At 69.1% G+C, this 23,998-nt stretch carries 21 protein-coding genes; 10 read left to right on the top strand and 11 right to left on the bottom strand.

Features of this window, described 5'->3' with window-relative positions:
* Positions 1-37 precede the first annotated feature (37 nt).
* On the bottom strand, positions 38-583 hold the full coding sequence (locus tag AB0L57_RS18685) for an N-acetyltransferase family protein (RefSeq protein ID WP_364963373.1): 546 nt from the start codon (positions 581-583) through the stop codon (positions 38-40).
* A gap of 349 nt (positions 584-932) precedes the next feature.
* Between AB0L57_RS18685 and AB0L57_RS18680 the strand changes: the two genes are divergently transcribed.
* On the top strand, positions 933-1,358 hold the full coding sequence (locus AB0L57_RS18680; protein WP_364963370.1) for a peptidoglycan-binding protein: 426 nt from the start codon (positions 933-935) through the stop codon (positions 1,356-1,358).
* Positions 1,359-1,740: 382 nt separating this feature from the next.
* Here the strand turns inward: AB0L57_RS18680 and AB0L57_RS18675 are convergent, their stop codons facing one another.
* Positions 1,741-2,628 (bottom strand): TIGR01777 family oxidoreductase, encoded by an 888-nt coding sequence (locus AB0L57_RS18675; protein ID WP_364963367.1) that lies wholly within the window; start codon positions 2,626-2,628, stop codon positions 1,741-1,743.
* Between the two features lie 32 nt (positions 2,629-2,660).
* A complete protein-coding gene (gene sucB, locus AB0L57_RS18670; protein ID WP_364963362.1) occupies positions 2,661-4,430 on the bottom strand; it encodes a 2-oxoglutarate dehydrogenase, E2 component, dihydrolipoamide succinyltransferase in 1,770 nt (589 codons plus the stop codon).
* A 414-nt stretch (positions 4,431-4,844) separates the two neighbouring features.
* On the opposite strand from sucB, the gene AB0L57_RS18665 reads away from it, so the two are divergent.
* On the top strand, positions 4,845-5,195 hold the full coding sequence (locus AB0L57_RS18665; RefSeq protein WP_364963360.1) for an oxidoreductase: 351 nt from the start codon (positions 4,845-4,847) through the stop codon (positions 5,193-5,195).
* A gap of 63 nt (positions 5,196-5,258) precedes the next feature.
* Here AB0L57_RS18665 and AB0L57_RS18660 read toward each other — a convergent pair whose 3' ends face one another.
* Both AB0L57_RS18660 and AB0L57_RS18655 read right to left on the bottom strand, forming a co-directional pair.
* Positions 5,259-6,767 (bottom strand): leucyl aminopeptidase, encoded by a 1,509-nt coding sequence (locus AB0L57_RS18660; protein WP_364963357.1) that lies wholly within the window; start codon positions 6,765-6,767, stop codon positions 5,259-5,261.
* An 87-nt stretch (positions 6,768-6,854) separates the two neighbouring features.
* Positions 6,855-7,517, bottom strand: a complete 663-nt coding sequence (locus tag AB0L57_RS18655) for a PhoU domain-containing protein (protein ID WP_364963354.1) — start codon at positions 7,515-7,517, stop codon at positions 6,855-6,857.
* A gap of 312 nt (positions 7,518-7,829) precedes the next feature.
* Here AB0L57_RS18655 and AB0L57_RS18650 point away from each other — a divergent pair, with 312 nt between their 5' ends.
* From AB0L57_RS18650 to AB0L57_RS18640, 3 genes are all read left to right on the top strand, one after another.
* Positions 7,830-8,672, top strand: coding sequence for a ParA family protein (locus AB0L57_RS18650; RefSeq protein WP_364963506.1), 843 nt, complete (start codon positions 7,830-7,832; stop codon positions 8,670-8,672).
* A gap of 88 nt (positions 8,673-8,760) precedes the next feature.
* On the top strand, positions 8,761-9,576 hold the full coding sequence (locus AB0L57_RS18645; RefSeq protein WP_364963352.1) for a class I SAM-dependent methyltransferase: 816 nt from the start codon (positions 8,761-8,763) through the stop codon (positions 9,574-9,576).
* A 372-nt stretch (positions 9,577-9,948) separates the two neighbouring features.
* Positions 9,949-10,287, top strand: a complete 339-nt coding sequence (locus tag AB0L57_RS18640; RefSeq protein ID WP_364963349.1) for a hypothetical protein — start codon at positions 9,949-9,951, stop codon at positions 10,285-10,287.
* A gap of 54 nt (positions 10,288-10,341) precedes the next feature.
* Here AB0L57_RS18640 and AB0L57_RS18635 read toward each other — a convergent pair whose 3' ends face one another.
* From AB0L57_RS18635 to AB0L57_RS18620, 4 genes are all read right to left on the bottom strand, one after another.
* Positions 10,342-10,881 (bottom strand): dihydrofolate reductase family protein, encoded by a 540-nt coding sequence (locus AB0L57_RS18635; RefSeq protein WP_364963346.1) that lies wholly within the window; start codon positions 10,879-10,881, stop codon positions 10,342-10,344.
* 1 nt (position 10,882) lies between these two features.
* Positions 10,883-11,800: a helix-turn-helix domain-containing protein gene (locus tag AB0L57_RS18630; RefSeq protein WP_364963343.1), complete on the bottom strand. Its 918-nt coding sequence runs from the start codon at positions 11,798-11,800 to the stop codon at positions 10,883-10,885.
* Between the two features lie 72 nt (positions 11,801-11,872).
* Positions 11,873-13,051, bottom strand: a complete 1,179-nt coding sequence (locus AB0L57_RS18625) for a glycoside hydrolase family 19 protein (protein ID WP_364963341.1) — start codon at positions 13,049-13,051, stop codon at positions 11,873-11,875.
* A gap of 90 nt (positions 13,052-13,141) precedes the next feature.
* On the bottom strand, positions 13,142-13,564 hold the full coding sequence (locus tag AB0L57_RS18620; RefSeq protein ID WP_364963338.1) for a DUF1707 domain-containing protein: 423 nt from the start codon (positions 13,562-13,564) through the stop codon (positions 13,142-13,144).
* A 246-nt stretch (positions 13,565-13,810) separates the two neighbouring features.
* Here AB0L57_RS18620 and AB0L57_RS18615 point away from each other — a divergent pair, with 246 nt between their 5' ends.
* Positions 13,811-14,665: a TIGR03621 family F420-dependent LLM class oxidoreductase gene (locus AB0L57_RS18615; RefSeq protein ID WP_364963334.1), complete on the top strand. Its 855-nt coding sequence runs from the start codon at positions 13,811-13,813 to the stop codon at positions 14,663-14,665.
* A 10-nt stretch (positions 14,666-14,675) separates the two neighbouring features.
* On the opposite strand, the gene AB0L57_RS18610 is transcribed toward AB0L57_RS18615, so the two are convergent.
* Positions 14,676-15,419, bottom strand: coding sequence for an SGNH/GDSL hydrolase family protein (locus AB0L57_RS18610; protein ID WP_364963331.1), 744 nt, complete (start codon positions 15,417-15,419; stop codon positions 14,676-14,678).
* A gap of 320 nt (positions 15,420-15,739) precedes the next feature.
* Between AB0L57_RS18610 and AB0L57_RS18605 the strand changes: the two genes are divergently transcribed.
* The 3 genes from AB0L57_RS18605 (at position 15,740) to AB0L57_RS18595 (ending at position 19,141) form a co-directional block, all read left to right on the top strand.
* On the top strand, positions 15,740-16,213 hold the full coding sequence (locus AB0L57_RS18605; RefSeq protein WP_364963328.1) for a nuclear transport factor 2 family protein: 474 nt from the start codon (positions 15,740-15,742) through the stop codon (positions 16,211-16,213).
* Positions 16,210-16,995, top strand: a complete 786-nt coding sequence (locus AB0L57_RS18600; RefSeq protein WP_364963326.1) for an SDR family oxidoreductase — start codon at positions 16,210-16,212, stop codon at positions 16,993-16,995. The genes AB0L57_RS18605 and AB0L57_RS18600 overlap by 4 nt, the downstream gene beginning before the upstream one ends.
* A 193-nt stretch (positions 16,996-17,188) precedes the next feature.
* Positions 17,189-19,141 (top strand): UvrD-helicase domain-containing protein, encoded by a 1,953-nt coding sequence (locus AB0L57_RS18595; RefSeq protein WP_364963323.1) that lies wholly within the window; start codon positions 17,189-17,191, stop codon positions 19,139-19,141.
* Between the two features lie 67 nt (positions 19,142-19,208).
* On the opposite strand, the gene AB0L57_RS18590 is transcribed toward AB0L57_RS18595, so the two are convergent.
* Complete coding sequence (locus AB0L57_RS18590; RefSeq protein ID WP_364963320.1) at positions 19,209-19,817, bottom strand: CoA pyrophosphatase; 609 nt, start codon at positions 19,815-19,817, stop codon at positions 19,209-19,211.
* A 239-nt stretch (positions 19,818-20,056) separates the two neighbouring features.
* Here AB0L57_RS18590 and AB0L57_RS18585 point away from each other — a divergent pair, with 239 nt between their 5' ends.
* Complete coding sequence (locus AB0L57_RS18585) at positions 20,057-23,860, top strand: hypothetical protein (RefSeq protein ID WP_364963318.1); 3,804 nt, start codon at positions 20,057-20,059, stop codon at positions 23,858-23,860.
* Positions 23,861-23,998: the final 138 nt, after the last annotated feature.

Below are 23,998 nucleotides of genomic sequence, written 5' to 3'. Positions count from 1 at the left end.
GCCGCGCCGCTGTTCGATGTCGGGGTGTCGACGGAGCTCACTCGCAAGACTCTACGCTCGGTGAAATCGGGCCCGGCAGCGTGCGCTGCATCAAGGTCAGATCCATCCATCCGCCGAACTTGTGACCGACCTCGGGCAGCTGGCCCACGATCTGGAATCCGAACTTCTCGTGTAGCAGGATCGAGGTCTTGTTGGAGGTCTCGATCGCGGCGATCACGGTGTGCACGCGCCCGGACTCCTCCGCCCGCCCCAGGAGCGCGGTGAGCAGCGCGGTCGCGGCGCCGCGGCGCTGGAACCGGTCCGCGACGTACACGGAGTTCTCCACGCAGTGCCGGTACCCGGACTTCGGGCGCCACTGGGCGTAGCTGGCGTATCCGGCGACCTCGCCGTCGATCTCCGCGATCAGGACGGGATATCCGGAGGTCACCCGGTCCCGCCACCACCGCAGCCGATCGTCGAGATCGACCGGTGCGGAATCCCAGATCGCGGTCGTCTCGGTCACGGCGTTGTTGTGGATCGCCAGGATCGCGGGGATGTCGCTTTCGCTCGCGTCGCGAATCAGCGGGGCGTTCTGCTGGATCACCGGATCAACTTATCGTGCCGGCGGCTGCCTTCCGCATACCCGGTCCCAACAGCGAATCTGCCACCCGCCATTGCCATCGGCCGGCGCGACCAGATTTTCCCACCGCGTGGTGAATTATCGGTGCACGCGGAAACATCTGTTTCATTCGTGGTGTCGGCCAGGGTCGCGTAATTCGGTCATGGAATGAATATTTCACCGAGGGTCGAAGTAATGTCCGGCGTCGAAATAATTTGCTTTGACCAGCATCGATATGGCGACAGATACCCGTCGAGTTCAGCGTCGAAACTTCCAAATATGGGAAGCGATCGACCTTGCTCGCCCCTGGGATCGATCCGGAAACATGCCGCCCGTGAAAAAACTACTTTTGGCGCTGTGTGTTGCCGTCGTCGCTGTGATGTTCTCGATCGGGACCGCCGCCGCGCGGCCGGCCGACGGTGACGGCCCGCCGCCGCAGATGCCCAAGCCGGCCGAGCCGGAGAAGCCGCACAAGGGGAAGCCGGAAGCGCCTGCCCCCGAAGCGAACAACCAGCTCCAGCCGTACCCCGGTTCGGACTTCTTCCACAACGGCCAGAACTCGGCGATCGTCACCAATATGGGTAAGCGCTTGGTCGAGGTGGGTTGCTCGCGCTACCAGGTGGGCCCCAGCCCCCAGTGGTCCGACGCCGACCGCAACTCGTACAAGTGCTGGCAGGAGAAGCTGGGCTACAGCGGTGGCGACGCCGACGGTATCCCCGGCCCCGCATCGTGGAACGCCCTGCACGTTCCGCACGTCTAGCCGGAGCAACAAGAGTTGGAGACTGCACCGGCATGAGTTCGAATCGACTGGTGCAGTCTCACTCGGCCCAGCAACAGACCCGAGGCAACACACCTGAGCCTGCACAATTGGCAGTCCGGTCCACGCCTGCTCAGTCGACCCACGTCCCCCACCTGGGTGGGTTTCGCCCGGCCCCCGCCGACCCACCCGAGTGGGTTTCGCCCGGCCCCCGCCGACCCACCCGAGTGGGTTTCGCCCCGCCTCCGTCGACCCACCTGGGTGGGTTTCGGCCCGCCTCGATTCTGGACTGCCGGAGCGGAGGAGCGAAGCGGAGGAGCGGAGAAGGGAAGAATCGAGGCCCAGAGGGCCGAAACCCCGCCGCAGCGAAGCGGAGGCCAAAGACTCAGCTCACGGCGGCCAGCGCCTCGCCGATGGTCTCGTGCCGGAACGAGTAGCCGGCCTCCTCGAGGACTGTGGGAATGGCCCGCGGGCCGCGCAGGATGGCCTCGGAGGCCATTTCACCGACCACGGCCTCCAGCGCGAAGGCGGGCAGCACGAATGGTGCCGGGCGATGCAGTGCCCGGCTCAGCGCCCGGTTGAATTCGGCATTGGTCACCGGCGCGGGGCCGACCAGGTTGACCGGTCCGCGCACCTCGGAGTGGGTGAGCGTGAACTGGAGGCCGCCGACCTCGTCGTCGAGTGAGATCCACGGCTGATACTGGCGGCCACTGCCGAGGCGGCCGCCCAATCCGAGGGTGTAGAGCGGTCGCAGCAGCGCGAGCATGCCGCCGTGGCGTGAGAGCACGACCGCGCTGCGCACCAGGACCACCCGCACGCCCGCCTCGGCCGCGGGCTGGGTGGCAGCCTCCCAGTCGCGGCACATCGTCGACAGGAAACCCGCTCCGGCGGAATCGGATTCGGTGATCACGCGGTCACCGGTCTCGCCGCCGTAGAAGTGCACACCACTGGCATTCACCAGCGTCGGCACTCCCGCGGCGGCGACCGCGGTGGACAGCACATCGGTCGGACCGATCCGGCTGTCGCGCAATTCCTGTTTGTAGCTTCCATTCCATCGACGTGAGCCGATTCCGGCGCCGCAGAGATTGACCACCGCGTCCGCGGAACGCAGGGCCCGTTCGGGCACTTGCGCTCGCACCGGATCCCAGGTGAACTCGTCCGAGGCCCCGGCGGGACGGCGCACCAGGCGGGCCACTTCGTGACCGTCCCTGCGCAGAGCGGCTACCAGCGCCGTCCCGATCAGCCCGGACGAGCCGGCGATCACAATCTTCATGCGGGCACCGAATCGTCGTGTCGAGGAGTGGTTTACAGACCCAGGTCGGCCTCGAACGCGGCCTCTTCCAGCCGATGCCTGATGGTGGTCAGGAAGCGACCGGCGTCGGCACCGTCGATGAGGCGGTGATCGTAGGTCAGCGGCAGGTAGCACATCGAGCGGATACCGATGAACTCACTGCCGTTGTCGGAGATCACGATCGGACGCTTGACGATCGCACCCAGGCCGAGCATTCCCGACTGCGGCGGGAGCAGGATCGGGGTGTCGAACAGGGCGCCCTGGCTGCCGATATTGGTGATGGTGAAGGTGCCACCGGCCAGCTCGTCGGGCTTGAGACCGCCGGTGCGGGCACGGTTGGCGATATCGGCGATGGCGCGGGCCAGTCCGGCCAGCGACAGATCGCTGGCGTTGTGGATGACCGGCGACAGCAGTCCCTGATCGGTGTCGACCGCGATACCGAGGTGCACCGCGGAGTGGTAGGTGATCTCCTTGGTGTCCGCGTTGTAGGAGGCGTTGACGTTGGGGTGTACGCCCAGCGCCTCCACCGCGGCCTTCGCGAAGAAGGGCAGGAAGGTCAGGTTGACGCCCTCCCGTTCGGAGAACGCGGCCTTGGTCTTGGTGCGCAGTGCCGCGATCTTGGTGACGTCGACCTCGTGGGTCTGGGTCAGCTGCGCGGTGGTCTGCAGCGATTCGAGGGTCTTGGTCGCGGTGATCTGCCGGATCCGGCTGGCCTTCTGGACCGTGCCGCGCAGCGCCTGCAGCTGCGGGCGGACGCCCGCGGCCACGGCCGGTGCGGCGGGAGCCGCGGTGGCAGCGGGAGCGGCCGGCGCGGTGGCAGCGGGAGCGGGAGCCTTGGTCGCCTCGGCGGCGGCCAGCACGTCCTGCTTGCGGATTCGTCCGCCGACGCCGGAGCCCTTCAGCGCCGACAGGTCGACGTTGTTCTCGGCGGCCAGCTTGCGGACCAGCGGGGTGACGTAGGGGGAGTCACCGTTGCCGGACGCGGTCGCCGCGGCGGCCGGGGCCGGAGCAGGCGCCTGCGCGGCGGCCGGTGCCGGTGCCGGAGCGGGTGCCGGTGCCGGTGCCGGAGCGGGCGCGGGTGCCGGAGCGGGCGCGGGTGCCGGAGCAGCGGCGGCGGGTGCCGGAGCAGGCGCGGGGGCCGGTGCCGGTGCGGCGGGAGCCGCGGCGGGCGTACCGCTGCCGATCACACCGAGCTGACCACCGACCTCGATGACATCGTCCTCGTTCGCGCTGATCTCGAGCAGCGTGCCGGCGACCGGCGACGGGATTTCGGTGTCGACCTTGTCGGTGGAGACCTCGAGCAGTGGCTCGTCGATCTCGACCTGCTCACCGACCTGCTTCAGCCACCTGGTCACGGTGCCCTCGGTGACGGACTCGCCCAGCTCGGGCATCTTGACCGGGGTGCCGGAAGCGGCAGCGGCCGGTGCGGCGGCGGGCTGAGCGGCCGGGGCGGGCGCCTGCTGTGCGGGGGCCGGGGCCGGTTCGGGGGCCGGTGCGGCGGCGGGGGCTTCCTGCGCGGGGGCGGGAGCGGAAGCGGGTGCTTCGCCGGCATCGCCGATCACACCCAGTTCGCCGCCGACCTCGACGACATCGTCTTCCTGGGCCACGATCTTGGTGAGCACGCCCGCGGTGGGCGACGGGATTTCGGTGTCGACCTTGTCGGTGGAGACCTCGAGCAGTGGCTCGTCGACCTCGACCGTGTCTCCTTCCTGCTTCAGCCACCTGGTCACAGTGCCCTCGGTGACGCTCTCACCAAGAGCTGGCATCTGGACGGAGAAGGCCATGTCCGTTGACTCCTCTAACTGCTCGACGGGTCTACAACAGTTCGTCTCTCGGCGGGGGCACGCCGCGGGTCGCGGCGAGCACCCGGTTGCCACCGAACATTCCTGTGGCACCGGAGATCCGTGCGGTTCTTGTTCCGGTTCTCCATCCTTGCACTCGCCGTTGCGATACGTACCACAGGGCAGGGCGTCCGCGGGCCGTCGGCGATCTCACAGCATTCGCCCCATCGTCGAGAGCAGGACGTATATCGGCCCCGCGGCCTGGCGTGTCTGATTCGCCACCTCGGCGATGTGCGGAGTTCGGCGGCTCGGCGGTCCCGGCGGATCGGGTCTGTCGCCCGAAATGCCCGACAACTGGCACTATCGATGAGGAGGGAGTGTCGATCCTCCCCATCCGTGCACAGGAGGTAGGCGGCCGTGGGGTTGCTCGATCGTTTCCGCGGCGGCCGTGGGAGTACCGGCCACACCGCATCCGATATCCGCTATCTGGCCGATTGGGTACGCACCCACACCGGCGTGGAGGCGTATATCGAACCCAAAACTACCGTGACTGATGTCACAGCCGTACTTGTCGCCGCCGATGGGGAATGGACCCGCCGGATCGTGGGTGAGTCCGGTGCGCGCCGCCTGGCCGATCGACTCGGAATCCCGGTCTACGACGTGGGCCGCACGGGATATCCGCAGCGGATGCGCGACTACGACGCACGCCGGCGGATCGAGCGTAAACGCGCGTTCGACGCCGAACTGCGTGATCTGTCGGCGGAGTAGGCGCCGAAGCGCCGGCCGCAGCGGGGTTCTCCGCGACCGGCCGCACGGAATTCGTTGTACCGCTTACTCGCCCGCGATATCGGTGAGCACGGCGACCAGGGTGCGGACCGGAACGCCGGTGCCGCCCTTGCCGACATAGCCGAACGGCCCGCCGGTGTTGTACGCCGGTCCGGCCACATCCAGGTGTGCCCACTGCACACCCTCGGGCACGAACTCCTTCAGGTAGATGCCGGCGACCAGCATGCCGCCCCAGCGGTGCGGCGAGACATTGGCCAGATCGGCGATCTTGGAATTCAGGTCCGCCCGCAACTCGCTGGGCAACGGCATCGCCCAGCCGTTCTCGCCGACCTGCTGGGACAGTCGCGCGACCCGGTCCCGGAATTCCTCGGTGCCCATCACGCCCGGGGTGCGGGTGCCCAGCGCGACCATCTGCGCACCGGTGAGGGTGGCGACGTCGATCAGATAGTCGGGATCGTCCTCGCCCGCGCGCACGATGGCGTCGGCCAGGATCAGCCGGCCCTCGGCATCGGTGTTGATGACCTCGATGGTGGTGCCGCCGTACTGGGTGAGGACGTCGCCGGGCCGCTGTGCGGTGGCCGAGGGCATGTTCTCCGCCATCGGCACCGTGGCCGTGACCGTGATCGGCAGGCCCAGGCGCGCGGCCACCAGGGTGGTCGCGATGACCGCCGCGGCACCACCCATGTCGGAGGTCATGTTCTCCATGTTCGCGGCGGGCTTGATCGAGATGCCGCCGGTGTCGAAGGTGATGCCCTTACCGATCAGCGCCACCTTCCGGTCGCCGCCGGCGTAGGTGATGCGGATCAGCCGCGGCGGGCGCGAGGACCCCTTGCCGACGCCGACGATGCCGCCGAATCCGGCCTCCTCCAGCTGCTTCTCGTCGAGGATCTCCACGTCGAGTCCGGCCGCCCGCGCCAATTCCGCTGCGCGGTCCGCGAATTCGGCGGGGAACAGCGCGTTCGGCGGGGTGTTGACGAAATCGCGGGCGGTGGCCACCGCCTCGGCGATCGCCTGCGCGCGCATCAGTTCCTCTGCACCGGAATCCGGTGTGGGAACGAGGAATTCGACGCGCCGCACGGGCTGCTCACCGGGCTTGGGCGCGGATTTGCCGGATTTGAACGCGGTGAAGGTATAGGCGCCCAGATAGAAGCCTTCGGCGGCGGCCCCCAGATCGAGTCCGGACAGGGTGGTGACCGCGGTGGCCGAACCCGCCAGCGCGCGGGCCGCCACACCGGCCGATTTGCGGATCTGCTCGGCGTCCAGTTTGTCCTCGGCGCCCAGTCCGACCGCCAGCACACTGGTCACGCCGAGACCGTCGGGCGCGGGCAGCCGGGTCAATTCCTCGGCCTTGCCCTTCGCGCCGACCGCGAGCAGCGCTGCCAGCAGTCGCTCGCGTGTCTCGGCGTCGAGCGCCTCGTCGAAGACATCGGCGGCCGCGATCACCGGGCCGTCGTCGCGGGACAGGACTCCGATCACGAGGACGTCGGTGTCAGGGCCGATACCGTCGGTACGAGCCAGTTCCGGGCCGAGTGAGCGATCTGCAACAGCTGTCATGCGGCCCACGTTACCGGGGGGTGTCCAGCCGCCCGGCGAGTGCTGTGAGCAGGAGCGGAATTCGCCGGAGCGGGGTCGCGATGCCGTTCACCGATCGTCGGACTGCGCGGACAACGGCACGCCGGTGTGAAAGAACCGGATCAGCCGTCCGATCCGGACGCAGTGCGCCGCGCACCGTTCGTAATGATGTGCCATCAGCGCCGATTCGACGGCCACGGCACTGCCGTGCTCCCAGCCCGTCTCGGAGACCGCGGCGAGCAACTGCTGATGCAGACCCGCCATCCCGGAATCGGGCGGGATCAGGGTGGTGCCGGGTTCCACCTCCTCGACGGTGATCGTCGTGACGGCCGCGGCCGTGAGATCGACGGCGGCGGCGGCGATCGCGGTCAGCAGGGCCGTGATGTGTTCGGGCGCTACCGGTTCCGGGAATCTGCGCACCACGGCGTCGGCGACCCGGCTCAGCCCGGTCGCGATCCCCGACAGATCTTCGGCGATCTGGATGGCGGTCACCACATTTCGCAGATCGCGCGCGACCGGCGCCTCCAGTGCGAGTAGCAGAACCGAACGGTCCTCGCAGGTGGCGTGCTCGGCCTGAATCTGCTCATCCAGCGCCAGGACTTCGTAGGCGGCGGTCAGGTCGGTGTTCTCGATGGCCACGGTGGCACGCTCGGCCGCCTCGTGTGCCAGCCGGGCCATGTGGGCGAGCTCATCGCTGAGCGCCGCGAGCTCGGAGGAGAATTTCGTTCGCACCCTGGTATCTTCGCCGCCCCGGCCGCCGAACGTGCAACATCGCAGGAAAACTCGCCGAATCTCCACCTTGTGGCATGGTGTCGTGCACTGCCGCAGCGTGTATCGGTCACTAGTCTGTAGCGAACCGTGCCGACGGTGGTGTGATTGGAGGGTCTCGAGCTGGTGGAAGTGCGTAGCGAGGCGCAGGTCACCGCGACCGACGACGACGGATTCGATTGGCTGGGGCGGACGAGGGCGCGCCGGGTGCTGCACCTCGAACGGCCGCAACGGATCTGGGAGGGTGAGCGCACACCCGGCCGTTCCCGGCCCTATGTGGTGGCCACCTTCAATCTCAAGGGCGGCGTGGGCAAGACCACCACCACCGCGGCCCTCGCGGAGATCCTGTCCGCCGAATTCGACAAGCGGGTCCTGCTGATCGATCTGGATCCACAGGCCAATCTCACCGCCATGATGGTGGGGGAGAACCGGGCGCGGGAACTGGACTCCGCCGATCGCACCCTGGCCACGGTGTTCGCCGCCGTCCTCGCCGGTCGCCCCGGGCCCGACGCGCGCACGCTGATCCGGCACGAGGTCTCGGCCATGGACGCGGTCACCTCGGTGGATCTGCTGCCCGCCTCGCCGAAACTCATTGCGCTGCAAGACGAGTTGCCGACATTGTGTGCCGGTGATCCCACCGCGGTGCTGGCGGCGTCGCTGTCGGGTGTGCTCGAGGACTACGACTACGTTCTCGTGGACTGCCCACCCAATCTGGGCCCGATCACACAGAACGGCCTGCGGCTGTCGGACGGCTATCTGATCCCCACGATTCCGGACATCATGTCCACCTACGGAATTCCGCCGGTGCAGGCGCATCTGCGCCATCTGGCCGGACGCTGGGGTGCGCCGCTGGAGGAATTGGGGGTGGTGGTGACCAAATATCGCCGCTCCTCCGCGGTGCACCGCACCACGCTCGAGATCCTGCAGGCCAACCGCACGCTGCCGCGGTTGTTCCCGACCCGGATTCCGGATTCCAATCAGATCGCGGCCGCGGCCGCGTTCACCGACTTCGGCAGTCTGCGCAGGAAGTACGGGACCGGCGGCCAGTTCCTGGCGTTGCGCGAACTCACCGCGGACTTCCTCGCGACCACTCGCATCACCCTGGCCTGGGGGCGCTGACCGGCCGGTTCGGATATCGCCGACAGCGAAGCGCGCTATCGTCAACCTGAGGTTGACGATAGTGGAGGGCTGCTTCTACCGTGAACGCATGCCCGCCACTGAACCGCCGCCGCGCGACATCTCCGCCGAAGTCCGCCGGAAGGTCGGCGCATCCTTCGGTATCGATCCGGCGCGGTACGACCGGACCCGCCCGCCGTATCCACAGGCATTGATCGACCGCATCGTCGCCGGGAGTCCGGGGCCGGATGTCCTGAACGTCGGCTGTGGAACCGGCATCGAGGCGCGGCAATTCCGTACCGCCGGATGCGCGGTGCTCGGTGTCGAACCCGATGCGCGGATGGCCGATTTCGCGCGCCACGACGGACTGGTGGTCGAGGTGGCCCGGTTCGAGGAGTGGGATCGCCGAAATCGCGACTTCGACGCCGTGGTCGCGGGAACCGCCTGGCACTGGGTCGATCCGGTGGCCGGTGCGGCCGCGGCCGCGCGGGCATTGCGGCCCGGTGGCCGGATCGCGTTGTTCTGGCACGTTTTCGAGTTGCCCGCCGCGGTGACCGAGACGTTCGCCGCGATCCATCGCCGGTTGCTGCCGGGCTCCGCGTTCCGGATGCCCGCGTCCGGGCGGGCGCTGGACGGATACGAGGGGATATTCATCAACTCCGCCAACGGAATTCGGGACAGTGGCGGTTTCGGTGCGGTCGAGCGGTGGCGGTTCGACTGGGAGCGGTACTACACCCGGGACGAATGGCTGGACCAGATGCCCACCCAGGGGTCCTTGACGCAGGCGCCGCCGGAGGTGGTCGAACAGGTCCTCGATGGTGTCGGTGCCACGATCGACGACATGGGCGGCGGGTTCACGATGCCGTACTCCACGGTGGCGGTCACCGCCGTCCGTGCGGCGCGATGATCGAAAAGGATATGGCCTGAGCCGCATTCGAGGATTCGCGGAACCGGGGCGCGGTGGCGACGTCCAATCCCTGTCGACCAACGGCTGCCCGCCACCGCCCATCGGTGTCGACGGAAAACCGCTGCCGCACGGGCCCGACGGCAAGCCGCTGCCGCCACCCATCGGTGACGACGGCAAGCCGTGCCCGCCGCCCACCGGCCCGGACGGCAAGCCGCTTCCGCCGCCGCCCGGCGCCCAGTACCCCGGTCCGCGCGGATCGGGGGGATGCGCACGGGCTCGCCGGGCGGCCGTCGAAACAGGCTTCATCGGTGGGAAGGGACTCTCGAGTTGTGCGGTCATCATGGACCGCGCAACTTCGAGTGAGGGAACGGCATGAGTAGAACAACTGCCGCAGTTCTGATCTGCGCGGCGATAGCGAGCTTCGGCTCGTTCGCCGCGGGATCGGCCACGGCGAATCCGGGGGCCTCCATCCCGACGATCCAGCAGGGACTGGGCCCGAACGGGTGCCCGGCACCGCCCGGGGCGGATGGCCGGCGACTTCCGCCGCCGAATCGCAACGGCCATCCGGCGCCGCCGCCAGGAATGAACGGCCATCCGGCACCGCCGCGCGGCGCGGACGGTAAGCCGGTGCCGCCGACCGGAACGGACGGCAAGCCGTGCCCGCCACCCACTGGTCCGGACGGTAAGCCGCTACCGCCACCCGGCTCCTGACATCGTGGGCGCGCGCGGCGCGACGCATCGTGCGACGCGCGCCCACGCCGGTGTTCAGTTCGATCGCACCACATCGTAACGAGCGCAGGCGAATTCGCCGTTGCGATCGAGTTCGGTGAGAATCAGCTCGACGTGGCGGGGCAGCAGCGGACGTCCCGCGCCGAGCGTCACCGGCGCGATCGAGACACACACCTCGTCCAGCAGGCCGTGCTCGGCGAACTGCGCGGCCAGTGGCCCACCGCCGACGATCCACACATTCCTCTCGCCCGCCGCGGCCGTCATCTGTTCGTGTACCACCGGGATCGGGTCCTGGGTGAATCGCACATCGGCGCCGTCGCCACGGGCGGGGAACCGCTGATGGGTGAACACCCACGAGGGCATCGAGTACGGCCACTCCACGGTGGGATGGTTGTCCAGCAGCCACCGATAGGTCTGGGCTCCCATGGCGAGCGCGCCGATATCGGCGATGAAGGTGTCATATCCCATCGGACCGGAACCGTCGGTGCTGCGCGAGAGCAGCCAGTCCAGTGAATGATCCGGTGTCGCGATGAAACCGTCGAGGGTGGTGGCGGTGTAGTACACGGTCCTGGGCATGTCATCCTCTCGTGCGCAACCACATGATCGGGTCGCCGTTGTCGTGTTCGGTTGATTCGCCGGTTGTTTCGCTCGTGATCCATCGGCGCACCAGCAGGCGCCGGTAGGCGGAGTAGGTGAGAACGTGCGCCACGACCGAACCGAGGACGAAACTCTCCGGCGGTTCGCACAGCGCGTCGATGAGGGTGTCGTCCCAGCCGCCCCGCCGGTCGATCTCGCGGATCGCGTCCAGCCAGCGCGGTGCCACCGCGTCGAAGCGCCGGGCCAGTTCCGCCGGGTCGTCGCCGCCACGGCCCGGCTGATCGGCGCCCGCGATGGCGGCCAGCCACACCTCCTTCGTCCGGATCAGGTGATTCAGCACCGAGGCGATCGAATCGTCGGGACCGTCCCAGGACAGCACCGCGTCACCGGAGCGCCGGCGCCGGAACTGCTCGTCGTCGAGATCGGTTGCCGATGCCAGTAATTCGCGTGTATCGGCCACATCGTGATGCAGCAGCAGGGAGGTCGGATCCATGTCGTGCCTGCCTTTCGGTTCGCCCTCCACCCACAGCGACATCGGCGGGTGGAAATGGATGCCGTTCACCGCCGGTAACCAGCGCGTGCGCGTATCCGCGGCGGTGGCACTCGGTGGATGTCCGAACGCACGGTGATAGGCGCGGCCGAACCCCTCCACCGACTCGTATCCCGCCGCGAAGGCCACCTCGGTGACGGCCGCACCGCCACTCAGTTGCCAGGCGGCCCGCTCCAGCAGGACCCGCCGCCGCATCGCGACCGGTGACTCACCGGTGCCCCGGGCGAACTGGCGGGAGAAGTGATACGGCGAGGCGAACGCGCCCTGTGCCATCGCACCCAGTGTGGTGTTGTTCTCGTCGAGAACGGCGTCGAGGAGTTCGCGCAGGCGGTCGCGTCCGGTGGTCACCCGAACAAGTCTGGCCGGATGCGGGCGGGAGCGCTTGACCGAAATTGCGCATGTCGAATCCGCGGGCGACGACTAATCGGCGTCGAGAATCTTGCGGGCCCTGTCGTAGTAGTCGCGGCGTTCGCCCGCACCGGTGCTGCCGCCGTTGATGTCACGGGTGATCGCGTCGAGATCGGACTTGTCGGCATGGCCGTTGAGATGATGGGATTTCCAGTACCAGCCGGCGATATCGAACGCATGCTCAGGCTCAGCGGCCTGTCCTGGATGGTCCTCCAGATCGATACCCAGCGCCTTGCCTGCTGCCCGGTAGTTCGATCGCCCGGTGATCTGCAGCGCACCACGGCCGCGGTACCGGGAGCCGTCACCGGAGTGGGTGTTGCCGAGAGACCGGCCGATCGCGGTCCCCGGTCCGTAATTGGAGTCGAAGTAGTCGTCGTCACCGTATTCGGTGAGCGTTTTCAGCTTGTCGGTCTCGTGGATGACCTGAGCCAGGAATGCGGCCTCGCGCTTCGGGTCGGTGATGCGCGCCGCCAGCATCGCCTTGTTCAGGTACGGCAGATACTCCCGCAACTTGTCGGAACTCGTTTTCGGCATCAGGGATTTCAGGTCCGCGAGTGTCAGGGGCCCCATTCCGTCCTTGGTGGAGTTGTTCGCGTTGACGACGGCGTCGTACTTCTTCCATATTTTCCGCAGGGAGGTTCGCAGCTGATCGAGTAAGCCGACCTCCACCTGTGCGGACAATTTTCCGCTGCCCGCCGCAGCCAGAGCGGTCCGCAGATCAGCGACCGCGTTCCAGATGTCGCGGTTGAGCGCGGTGCCCATCTTGGCCGTTGTCGCCACCTGGGCGGTGATGTCCGCGTGCTGGGCGATCAACCCCTTTTTGACACTCCGCATCCGGTCGAGAGTGGCATTGTGCGCGTCCGTGGCGAGGGACTTGTCGATGGTGTCGGACAGGCCGGTGTCACGCAGCAACGTGTTCACATCCGGTACCGCCGCCTTGCCGCCGACACCGAGTTGGTCGACCATCGCCTGGAAGACCCCCTGAGTCAATGCCGTCAGTAGTCGCAGCGCGGCGTGCGCTTTCGGTGGCGGGGACAGTTCGACGGTCCAGCCCGTCCAGCCGTAGGTGGGGCAGGTGGTGGCGTCGGCGGGTGCGGCGGTGTACGGAGAATCGGATCGTGGACCGGGGCGATCGGCGGTTGCCGATTCACCGACGATTCGGGAGCTCGATGCGGACGTCGGGTCGCCCATCCGGAAATGATGGCACGGGTTTGCCAGCTGTGTCGTCACAGCTGGGAATGCGGCTGTCCCGGGAGTCGAGGCTCCGGCTACGGCGGGGAATCACGCCCGGTGGTCGCGCCCCCCGCCGTAGCCGGGTGGACCGAACCGTCCGCGGGTGCGGATGAACAAGAAGAACAGCACCGGGAAGATGAAGAACGGCACCATGTGGGTGGTCGCCACGACCACCACACCGAGGACGATCGCGGCCAGCAGCGCAGCCGGAATCCACGGCTGGGGCCGTCGGCGTGGCTGCGGCCGGGCGACCGGCGCCGCGGGCTGCGGCCGGGGCAGGTCGTCGAACAGTACGGTCAGGTCGCCGGAGGTCTTCGCGGCGTAGGCCCGGCCGACCCGGTCATCGTATTCGTCGAGATCGAGGCGTCCGGCGGCGAAGTGCTCACCGAGCGCGGCGGCGGCCTGCTCACGTTCGGCCGTGCCGACCCGCACGGTCGGCGGCCCGAACACCGCGGGATCGAATTCGGTCATGACCACCGCCTCACCGGGAACGAACGACGATGACCCCAGAGTAGGCCGGTCGGACGAAGCGCGCCTGCGCCGCTGGGCGTATTCGCGGCTACATCCCGCGGCGGACGAGGGTCCCCCGCGGATTGCCGCCCTGTCGGCCGTTACGGGGAACCGCGGATCGCCGCCTGTCCTGCCCCCGTGGGGTGCCGACCACGGTGCGAATGCCGACGGTCGATGCACCGGCCGTTCCACGTATAGGGTCGGGTCGTGCGCGATTTCCGATTCGGAGTCAATTTCCTCGAGCCCGGTTCCCCCGACGAGTGGGCGGCCAAATGCCGCCGGGCCGAATCACTGGGCTACGACGTACTGCAGGTACCCGACCATCTCGAACTGCCCGCGCCCTTCCCGTCACTGGTCGCCGCGGCGGCGGCCACCGAGCATCCGCGGGTGGGTACCTTCGTCCTGAACGCGGCGTTCTGGAATCCGGTCCTCCTGGCCCGCGATGTGGTCAGCACCGCGCAACTCACCGGCGGCCGCCTCGAACTCGGTCTCGGAACCGGTTATGTGCGCCCCGAATTCGAGGAGGCCGGGATCGATTTCGGTACCCCGCGAACCCGGGTCGACCACCTGGAGCGGACCGTCACCGAACTCGAGCGGCTGCTGCCCGAACCACGCCCCGCCCTGCTGCTGGGCGGCACCGGTAACCGGATGTTGCGCCTGGCCGCCCGGCACGCCGATATCGTCGCGTTCACCGGTGCGCAGACCGTACCGGGCAGCACCGACGGCAGCCTGCGCCTGCTGAGTGCCGCGGCCGTGGACGAACGGGTCGCGGCCGCACGGGGTTTCGCCGCCGAGTACGGCCGGGATCCCGAATTCAACATTCTGATCCAGCAGGTGGTGCCGACCGACGACCGCAAGTCCGTCGCGGCACAGGCCGCCGCGCAGATGCACCATCTGAGCCCCGAGGAAGTACTCGAGCTGCCGACGATGCTCATCGGCACCGCCGAGGAGATGGCCGCTCAGCTGCTCGAGAGCCGCGAGCGGTTCGGGTTCTCCTATGTGACCGTGCTCGAACCGGCGCTGGAATCCTTCGCGGACGTGATCGCGCGCCTGCGCGGCTGAGCGCGGCCGATCATCGATCGACCGGTCCCGGCTCCGGTCGTTTCGCCGTTCGCCCGTCGCCGGTGGACACACCCCGCAGCCGACGCCACACCCACGGCCGTACGGTGGCCGCGACCCAGGCCAGTTCACCGAACACCCCACCGGCTCGGAAATCCTCGGATCGTTGCGGCGGCACCGTCCACGAGTGATCGGCGCCGTCGAGTCCGAGCGCCTCGGCGGCCGCCAGGGCGAATCGGTTGTGTCCCTCCGGGGAACCGTGCAGCCGGTCCGGACTCCACATCCGCAGATCGGCCATCGACGGCGCACCGTACAGATCGACCAGGCGCAGGCCGTACCGGGTGGCGCACAGGCGGATTCGCTCGTTGATCAGGTCCATGCGTGGCCCGATCAGGCGAGCGGCCAGCGGCACGATCCGGCGCGCGTCCGGGAAGGTCGTGGTGACGACGGTGGCGCCACTCGCGGTGAGCTTCGCGTACAGCTCCTCCATGATGTCCAGAGCCGCGGCGAAGTCGGCGCCCGGTGCGGTCACATCGTTCATGCCCGCACAGAATCCGACCAGGTCGGGCTGCGCGGCCAGGGCCGCATCGAGTTGTTCGTCGCGGACCTCGGCGAGACGACGGCCGCGCACCGCGAGATTGGCGTATTCGAGTTCTGGATTGTCCTGGGCCAGGCGCTGGGCGAAGCGGTCGGCCCAGCCGCGCACGCCGGTCTCGTCGTTTCCGTCCCAGAGTCCCTCGGTCTGGCTGTCTCCCATGGCGACGAATCGCTCGTATCGTGGCGCGGGCGATGACGGCAAGGCGGGACCTCCGGGAGCGAAGTGGGGCGGTGCGACGACATGTCGGCCACCGGTTGTCGGTTCGACAGGCTACTCGCCGCTCGCCGCCGGCTCGCACGCCCAACTCGGTCGCTGTGACCGAGCGGACTCGCGCGAGGTTCCGCGCGGCCCGTCGTCGTCCCAGCGAGCGGGATGCGGCCACCACGCGCGGCGCTCGCGCGATAGGAGTCGATGCAGCGGACCGGACACCGGCACCGATCCGCCGGCGACGAGCTGTCGGTTTCCCGGAAGGATTCGATGTGAGCGAATTGGCCGAGCTGCGACAACGGCTGGCGAGGATCGAGGACGAACGGGCGATCGAGCGGCTGATCGCCTCGTACGGTCCGCTGGTCGATTCCGGCAGCGTCGAGGCGACCGCCGCGCTGTGGTCGCAGGAGGGCACCTACGACGTCGAGGACTGGCAGATGCGTGGCCGCGCCGATGTGGCGGCGATGGTGGGCTCGGACGCGCATCAGGGCCTGATCGGCCGCGGCTGCCTGCACTTCCACGGCCCCGCCGTGGTCACCGTCGACGGGGACGACGCGGTCGCGGTCTGCGAATCGGTGCTGGTGGTGCGGCACGAGAGTCGCAATGTCGTCGCCCGCACCGGCGCCAATCACTTCCGGCTGCGGCGGATAGCGGATCGCTGGCAGATCACCGCTCGCGTCACCCGCACCCTCGACGGTGACGCCGGGGCACGTGAGCTGCTCACGACCGGAATCGAGGGACGATGAGCGGGCAACTCGACGGCCGGGTCGCGCTGATCACCGGCGGCGCGGCGGGGATCGGCGCCGGAATCGCGCGGCGGTTCGCCGACGAGGGCGCACGGGTGGTGATCACCGATGTGGACGAGCAGTCCGGTGCCGAGGTCGCCGCCACGATCGGCGGAACCTTCGTCGCCGCCGACATGCGCGTGCGGGAACAGGTCGAAAACGCGGTCGGGACGGCGGTTTCCGTATACGGATCAATCGACGTCCTGGTCAACAACGCGTGGGGTGCGGCCGGTGCCGCCGGGCGGGTCGAACGCAAGACCGACGAGCAGCTGGCGCACGGTATCGCGCTCGGCTACTACGGCCCGTACTGGGCGATGCGCGCCGCGTTCGGGCACATGCGCGAACGCGGCTGGGGACGGGTGATCAACATGTGCAGCCTCAACGGGGTGAACGCGCACATGGGAACGCTCGAGTACAACGCCGGCAAGGAGGCGCTGCGCGCGCTCACCCGGACCGCGGCCCGGGAATGGGCGCCGACCGGCATCACGGTCAACGCCGTCTGCCCGGCGGCCCGCAGCCGCAGTTTCGAGCGCGTTCTCGCCGAACAGCCGGCGATGGCGGCGCTGGCCGATGCCGCGAATCCGATGGGGCGCATGGGAGATCCGTACGGTGACATCGCACCGGTGGTGGTGTTCCTGGCATCGGAGGGATCGCGCTATCTGACCGGTAACACATTGTTCGCCGACGGCGGCAGCCATATCAACGGGGTGGCGTGGGCCCCGGATCTCGACGCCGGCGAGTAGGGATTCCGAGCGAGATCTCTTGCGGGCCCGCCCGTTGTGCGGTGTTGCTCGGGTGGCCGTCACGCCGTGCTCCACCCATTTCCCGGCGGTGGTGGGAAATGTGTAATACCTTGGTGGACACAGGTTTCGGTGGTTCGGGCGCGATATCCACCAGGGACATACGCACCCGGCCGGGTCGGCAAGGGGGATCGCGATGTCCGATATCGAATTCGAGCAACGCCGGCATCGGGTGCAGCAACAGCTGGGTGAACTGCCGGCGCTGACACCGGCGTGGCGGCGCTTCCTGTCGGTGCCGCTGATGCGTGCGGGCTGGCACGTCCTGGTCGAACGGGAGAACAGCCGTTCCGACCGGTTCGATGCCTACGCCGTGGGGCCCGGCGGAATCTTCGCGCTGGTACTCACCGAGGCGGCGCCGTCGGCGGCCGAGCTGCGCCGGATCCGGTGGCGCGCGGAGGAGACCTTCGCGAACCTCACCGCGGGCCGCAAAAGGTATGTGCCACATATGATCGAGGTGCTGCTGCTGATGTCGGCGGCGTCGGACACCCCGGCCGAGGCGCGCTATCTGACCGCCGATCCGGCCTCGATCGCGCGCCGCCTGTTCGGGGAGTCCACCCTCTCGGTGAGCGCGGCCCGGCAGATCGCGACCACCGTCGCCGAGCGCAACACCTGGTTCGCCCTGGTGTCCGCGGCGGGTGCGCCGAGCCGTGAAAACGGCACCGGCGAAGGTCTTTTCGATTCCGTCACGGTACGCGCCAACGACCGCTTCCGGGCATTACGGCGACCGTTCGGCGAATGGATGATCTACCTCGATCCGGACCAGCTGGACCTGGTCTACCGGAACTACAACGGCCCCGCCCGATTCAGCGGCCCGGCCGGCACCGGGAAGACCGTCGCCGCCCTGCATCGAATGGCGCGATTGTCCAAACAGGGGGCGGGCCGGCAACTCTTCACCAGTTTCGTACGGACCCTTCCCGCCTATCACGAATCCGGATTCCGGCGGCTGGCTCCGTATGCCGGTGATCGCGTCGAGTTCACCGGGCTGCACAGGTGGACGACGCGTCTGCTCGACCGGCGCGGTATCGGTTACCGTCTCGCCGGTGCGGACAATGCCTTCCATCACGCCTGGCGTATCGCCCGCCGGGACCTCGAACTCGTCGAGCCGAATCCGAGCTATTGGAAAGACGAGCTGCACCGCGTCATCAAGGGCCAGGGGGTCGACGACGCCGAGCTGTATCTGAAGATCGAGCGGGTGGGCCGAAACCGGCTGCGGCTGGATCGATCTCAGCGCGAACTGGTCTGGCACCGGCTGTATCTGCCGTATCAGGCGGCCCTGCGGGATCTGGGGCTGGTGGATTTCAACGACGTGATCGATCTGGCGCTCGACGAGCTGCGCGCCGCACCGCTCGACGACCCCTACGACCTGGTGGTGGTCGACGAGGTCCAGGACTTCACGCTGATGGAACTGAAACTGGTGCACCAGATAGCCGGTGGTACCTCGACCTCGCCGCTGCTGCTGGTCGGCGACGGGCAGCAGCAGGTGTACCCGGGTGGCTGGCGGCTGTCGGATGCCGGTATCCCGATCGTCGGCCGCGGCGCGGTGCTGCGCACCAACTATCGCAATCGCGCCGCGGTGCACGACTACGCGAAACGGGTCGACGCCACCGATGTCGTCGACGATCTCGACGGGGCACCGGGTTTCGTATTGCGTGACAGTGCGGTGGTGCTGTCCGGCGGCACGGCGAGATCGGAGACCTTTCCGCGATCGCGCGCCGAGGCGGCGATACTGGCGGCGCTCACCGATTCCGGACTTCTCGATTCCGGTGCACCCGGCGCCGATATCGCTGTGATCACCGATACCAACCGGCAGGCCGAAAGGATCCTGGCGGCCTTGCGGCGCAGGCGGATTCCCGCACTGGCGCTGGCGCAGTACGACGGTACGCAGCGCGAGGCGGTCAAGGTGGGCACCGTGCATCGGGCCAAGGGGATGGATTTCGCGGCGGTGTTCCATCTGACCGATGCGCCCACCCGGCCGCCGGAGCGATTGCGGGGCAGCAGGCGCGATCGGGCCGAACTGGCGGCTCGCCAGACCATGGTGGCGCTGACCCGCGCCCGCGACCACATCTGGATCGGGTTCATGCGCGACTGACGGACGCCGCGCGCCGGGTCCGCTCGAACGGGCACATCATGCGGAGGGGTGGGCGTGACGGGTCGCGCTAACGGTGCGTCCAGTCGGGCTGTCGCAGATCCGCGACCCTGGTCGGGCGGCCGAGTAGCACCACATCGCGGAACTGCAGCAGCATCGCGCCGGTGGGCGCGTGAATGGTCATCGCCTCGCCGAGCCGCATCTGCAGCAGCCGGCTTCCGTCCGGCTCATCGGCCCAGTGCGGTACGTCGTCGGCCGCGAGGCGGTCGAGGGCGACGAAATGCACCCGATGCACCTCGTGATTGGGGGTCAGGGCGCCGGGGTCGTCGAGTGCCACCACGATCGGCGTGATCGCGAAACCGGACGCCGCCGGAAAATCGTCGAGCCGGCCCAGGACATCCCCGGGCGACGCGTCGAGTCCGATCTCCTCCCGCAATTCGCGCAGGCCGGCCGCGACGGCGGTCTCGTCACCGTCGACGCGCCCGCCGGGCAACGCCCACTGCCCGGCGTTGCGGCCACGATAGGCGCGTTTGATCACGACGACGCACGGCTGCCCGTCGTGTTCCAGCACGCACAGCACCACGGTCGCGCGCCGCATCCCGGGAGTATCGGCCACGGTTCGAACATCGAACTCGCGCAATCGCATTGCGGCGAGATCCCGGAAACTCTGCACACTCATCCTTCGAGCATGGCACCACCGGCGCCGTGGGGATCGGTCCGGGACCGGCAGCCGGGACGGGTGCCCAGGCGGCATCGGCCCGCGGCCGGACGCGTCGTCCCGAGCCGCGCACCCGCCCCGGCGGACGCTCGACGCCGTTCGCATGGCGTCGCCCACACCCATCCCAACCTGCGGGTTTTCATCCGTAGCATCGATCGGGGGGCCACGAACCGAACGGTACGAATCAGGAAGGCGACGCGGTGACCAGCAGTGCCCGCAGCGAGCTGGCGCAGCGGCTCGACGCGCTCTACACCGCTGCCGGGTCGCCGCCGCTGAAGGCGATCAGCGCGCGGGCCACGCGGGAATTACGGGCCCGGAATCCGCGCGGGCGTGAGGTGAGCGCGCAGCGCATCTCCGACTGGCGCCTCGGGCGCAGCGTGCCCGCCAAATTCGACGGATTGTCGGCGGTATTGAGTGTCCTGATACCCGCCGCGCGGCAACGCCGGGCCGAACCCGACCCGCCGGGACTGTATTCGATGACCGGATGGCACAAGCTGTGGTCACGCGCGCAGTCCGAACGCACCACCGACCGGCCCGCCGCCCCGGCGCTGTGCCCGTACCCGGGGCTGGCCGCGCTGACCATCGGCGACGCGGAATTCTTCGCCGGCCGCGACTCGCAGATCGACACCATGCGGGAGCGCTTGGACCGCAACCTCGGCAGCGGCGTACCGCTGATTCTGGTCGGCGATTCGGGCGTCGGGAAATCCTCCCTGCTGCAGGCCGGATTCGCGGCCCGCGTCCAGGACGACTTCGATGTGCTGCTGGTGACTCCGGGCGCGGTCGGCGGCGGCGAACTCGAATCCTGGGCGGCCGAGCGAGCATCGGAGGCGAAACCCTACATCCTGGCCGTCGATCAGCTCGAGGAGCTGTTCCTGCCACCCTTCGACGACGAGTCCGCCGACCGCTACCTCGATGTTCTCACCACACTGGCGGTGCGCGGCCCGGCCGAACGCCGGCGGTGCGCGGGCGTGGTGGCGGCCCTGCGCGCCGACTTCTACACCCACGCCGCCCGGCATCCGGCGCTGGCGAGCCTGCTCGAGAACAATCAGATGCTGCTCGGCCCGCCGACCGCCGAGGAGCTGACCGCCGCCGTCGTCGAGCCGGCGAAGAAGCAGGGGCTGCGCGTCGGCGACGGTCTGGTGGAGTTGATCCTCGCCGATCTGGGTGTGCGCGGCGCCGACCCCGCGATCCGGGCGGGCACCTTCCCGCTGCTCGCGCACGCGCTGCGCAGCACGTGGCAGTTCCGCGACGGCGATGTCATGAGTGTGCGGGCCTACGAACAGGCGGGCGGGGTGCGCGGCGCCATCGCGGCCAGTGCCGAACAACTCTGGGACACCTTCGGCCCGCGGGACCGCGCCACCGCGCGCGGCATCCTGCTGCAACTGGTCACACCGGCGGCCGACGGAACCACGGTGGGCCGGCACGTCGATCGCGAAACCCTGATCCGCGGCTGCCCCGATCGAGGCTCGGCGACTGCCGTCCTCACCGCGATGGCCGAGGCGCGAATCATCACCCAGGACGCCTACGGGACCTCCCTCGCACACGATGCCGTGCTCAGTGCCTGGCCGCGGCTGGCCGAATGGATCGACGAGGATCGCGAGGACGCGATCGTGCGTCACCGGCTGCGCACCGACGCCGACGAATGGGTGTCCGCGGGCCGCGATCGCGCGCTGTTGTACCGGGGCAGCCGGCTGGCCGTGGCGCGGGATCTGCGGTCGCGGACACCGAACGCGCTGTCGGAGCGGGGCGTGGAATTTCTCGACGCGGCCGAGGTGGTCCGGCGGCGTCAGCGCCTGGCGATTCGCGGGCTGGCGCTGTTCCTGGTCGTCGGGGCGGTGGTGACCTCGGCGCTGGCGGTGGTGTCGATGCGCCAGACCCATCGCGCGGAACGTGAACGTTCCGATGCCCAGTTCGCCGCGCTCATCGCCGCCGCGCAACACGATCAATCCGCCGATCCGACCGAATCGGCGCAGCTGGCCCGGGTGGCCGAGGCTCAGCGCGCGGGGGATCCGCAGGCCCGGGGTCTGCTGCTGGCCTCCCAGTCCGCGCCGCTGGCCGCGACCGTCCCGGCCGGTGCGGGCGCGATCTACGGTGTGGCGCAATCGAGTACCGGGCTGGTCGCCTCCGGTGGCTACGACGACGCGGTGCGTCTGTGGCGGCGCGATGCCGCGCAGGGGCTGATCGCGCTCGGTCCCGCGCTGCCCGCGTCCTCGTGGGTGGCGTCGGTGGCTTTCGCGCCCGATGGGCGGACATTGTTCGCGGCCACCGGGTCGGGTCTCGTGCACCGCTGGGACGTCTCCGATCCCGGCCGGCCGGTGCGCGCCGCCGATATCGATCTCGGACACGAGGGCGCGGTCTACTCGGTGGCGGTCCGTTCCGACGGCCGCTGGATCGCCACCGCCGGCGACGACCACACCGTGCGCCTGCACGATCTGCTGTCCGGTACGACCACGACCCTGACCGGGCACACCGGCCCGGCCCGGACGGTCGCTTTCGCTCCGGACGGAAACACCCTCGCCAGTGGTGGCGACGATCGGACGGCGCTGGTGTGGGACGTCTCCGATCCGGCGACCGCGCATCCGCTCGGGGCGCCGCTGACCGGTCAGGAGCTGAGCATCCATGCGGTGGCCTTCGGCCCGGACGGAACCACGCTGGCCACCGGCAGTGACGATCAGACCTTCCGGCTGTGGTCGATGCGTGACCGCGAGGCGGTCACCGCGCTGGGCCCGCCGGTGGACGCGGGCGCGGCGGCGGTGTGGTCGCTGGCGTTCGCGCCGGACGGCCGGACGCTGGTCACGGCCGGGCGCGACGGCACCGCCGCCTTGTGGAGCATCACCGATCCGCGGCGACCGGTGCCGGTCGGCATGCCGTTGAACGGCAGCCGGGGCGCGCTGGCCGCGGCCGTGTTCCTCGGTGACGATCAGGTGCTCACCGGTGGGCAGGCGGGCAGTCTGCAGGTGTGGACGCTGTCACCGGCCGCGGTCGCCGGGCACACCAGCCTGGTGCAGGCCCCGAGCTTCGACGCCTCGGGCAGGGTGATGGCCACCGGATCCTGGGACGGTCAGGTGCTGCTGTGGGACACCTCCGGCGCGACCCCGCGGCCGATCTCCACGGTCCTTCCGCCCGCCGACGACATGCGCGTCGAGAACGTCGCCCTCGCCCCCGACGGTGCCACCCTCGCGGTGACCCGTTCCGATACCGGTGATGTCCTGTTGTTCGACACCAGCACTCCGTCCGCGCCCCGGCCGCTGGCCACACTGGCCGTTCCCGGCGCCCGCTACGCCCACGAGATCGCCTTTTCCCCGGAATCGCGGTTGCTGGCCACCGCCTTCGACGACTCCCGCGTCCAGCTGTGGGATCTCACCGACCGGGCGCATCCCGCGGCCCGGCCCGATCCGCTGACCGGACCCGCCGGCTGGGTGAACGCGGTGGCGTTCGCGCCGGACGGGTCGCGGCTGTACGCGGTGTCGGGGGAGGGGCGGCTGCACGGCTGGGACCTGCGCGCGAATCAACACACCTCGACGGTGCTGGCCGATCATCGTGGCGGCCTGAACGCGGTGTCGATCAGCCGCGACGGCACGTTGATCGCGACCGGCGGCGACGATCAGATCGTGCGTATCCTGCGGGTGCGTGGTGATCGTGCCGAGGAGGTGTCCGCGATGAGCGGCCATACGAGCACGATTCGCTCGGTGAGCTTCGATCCCACCTCACACCTGCTGGCGACCGGTGCCGACGATCAGACCGTCCGGTTGTGGTCGGTGGCCGATCCGGCCGCACCGCAGGCCATCGGCCCGTCGATCGTCCCGCGCGGCACCGTGCGCTGGCGGGTCCAGTTCAGCCCCGCGGGCGTGCTCGCCGCGGGCGGTGAGAACGCCGTGCTCAGCTGGTTGACCACGAATACCGGCGCCACCGCCGATCGGGTGTGCACCGCGAGCAACGGGACCGGACTCGACGACGAGTGGCGGCGCTGGACCGCTCAGCTCGCCGACGCCTGCGCGCGCTGAGGCTCCCGGACATACGGAAAGCCCACACGGTCCGATGAGGGACGACCATGTGGGCTTTCGCGTGTGTGGGTGACTCAGCCGCCGATGCTGACGTGGAAGAGGTCGCCGCCGAAGAGGGAGAGATTGTTGAACAGCTGA

The sequence above is a fragment of the Nocardia sp. NPDC052254 genome (genome assembly GCF_040679495.1).
Taxonomy (GTDB): domain Bacteria; phylum Actinomycetota; class Actinomycetes; order Mycobacteriales; family Mycobacteriaceae; genus Nocardia.
The sequence above is the reverse complement of the archived record's forward strand: the minus strand, read 5'-3'. Positions and strand labels throughout refer to the sequence as shown.

Coding starts and splice junctions, on each gene's coding strand:
- AB0L57_RS18675 (WP_364963367.1), bottom strand. CDS start 2,628: ATGAAGATTGTGATCGCCGGCTCGTCCGGGCTGATCGGGACGGCGCTG.
- sucB (WP_364963362.1), bottom strand. CDS start 4,430: ATGGCCTTCTCCGTCCAGATGCCAGCTCTTGGTGAGAGCGTCACCGAG.
- AB0L57_RS18660 (WP_364963357.1), bottom strand. CDS start 6,767: ATGACAGCTGTTGCAGATCGCTCACTCGGCCCGGAACTGGCTCGTACC.
- AB0L57_RS18645 (WP_364963352.1), top strand. CDS start 8,761: ATGCCCGCCACTGAACCGCCGCCGCGCGACATCTCCGCCGAAGTCCGC.
- AB0L57_RS18640 (WP_364963349.1), top strand. CDS start 9,949: ATGAGTAGAACAACTGCCGCAGTTCTGATCTGCGCGGCGATAGCGAGC.
- AB0L57_RS18635 (WP_364963346.1), bottom strand. CDS start 10,881: ATGCCCAGGACCGTGTACTACACCGCCACCACCCTCGACGGTTTCATC.
- AB0L57_RS18625 (WP_364963341.1), bottom strand. CDS start 13,051: ATGGGCGACCCGACGTCCGCATCGAGCTCCCGAATCGTCGGTGAATCG.
- AB0L57_RS18620 (WP_364963338.1), bottom strand. CDS start 13,564: ATGACCGAATTCGATCCCGCGGTGTTCGGGCCGCCGACCGTGCGGGTC.
- AB0L57_RS18610 (WP_364963331.1), bottom strand. CDS start 15,419: ATGGGAGACAGCCAGACCGAGGGACTCTGGGACGGAAACGACGAGACC.
- AB0L57_RS18600 (WP_364963326.1), top strand. CDS start 16,210: ATGAGCGGGCAACTCGACGGCCGGGTCGCGCTGATCACCGGCGGCGCG.
- AB0L57_RS18595 (WP_364963323.1), top strand. CDS start 17,189: ATGTCCGATATCGAATTCGAGCAACGCCGGCATCGGGTGCAGCAACAG.
- AB0L57_RS18590 (WP_364963320.1), bottom strand. CDS start 19,817: ATGAGTGTGCAGAGTTTCCGGGATCTCGCCGCAATGCGATTGCGCGAG.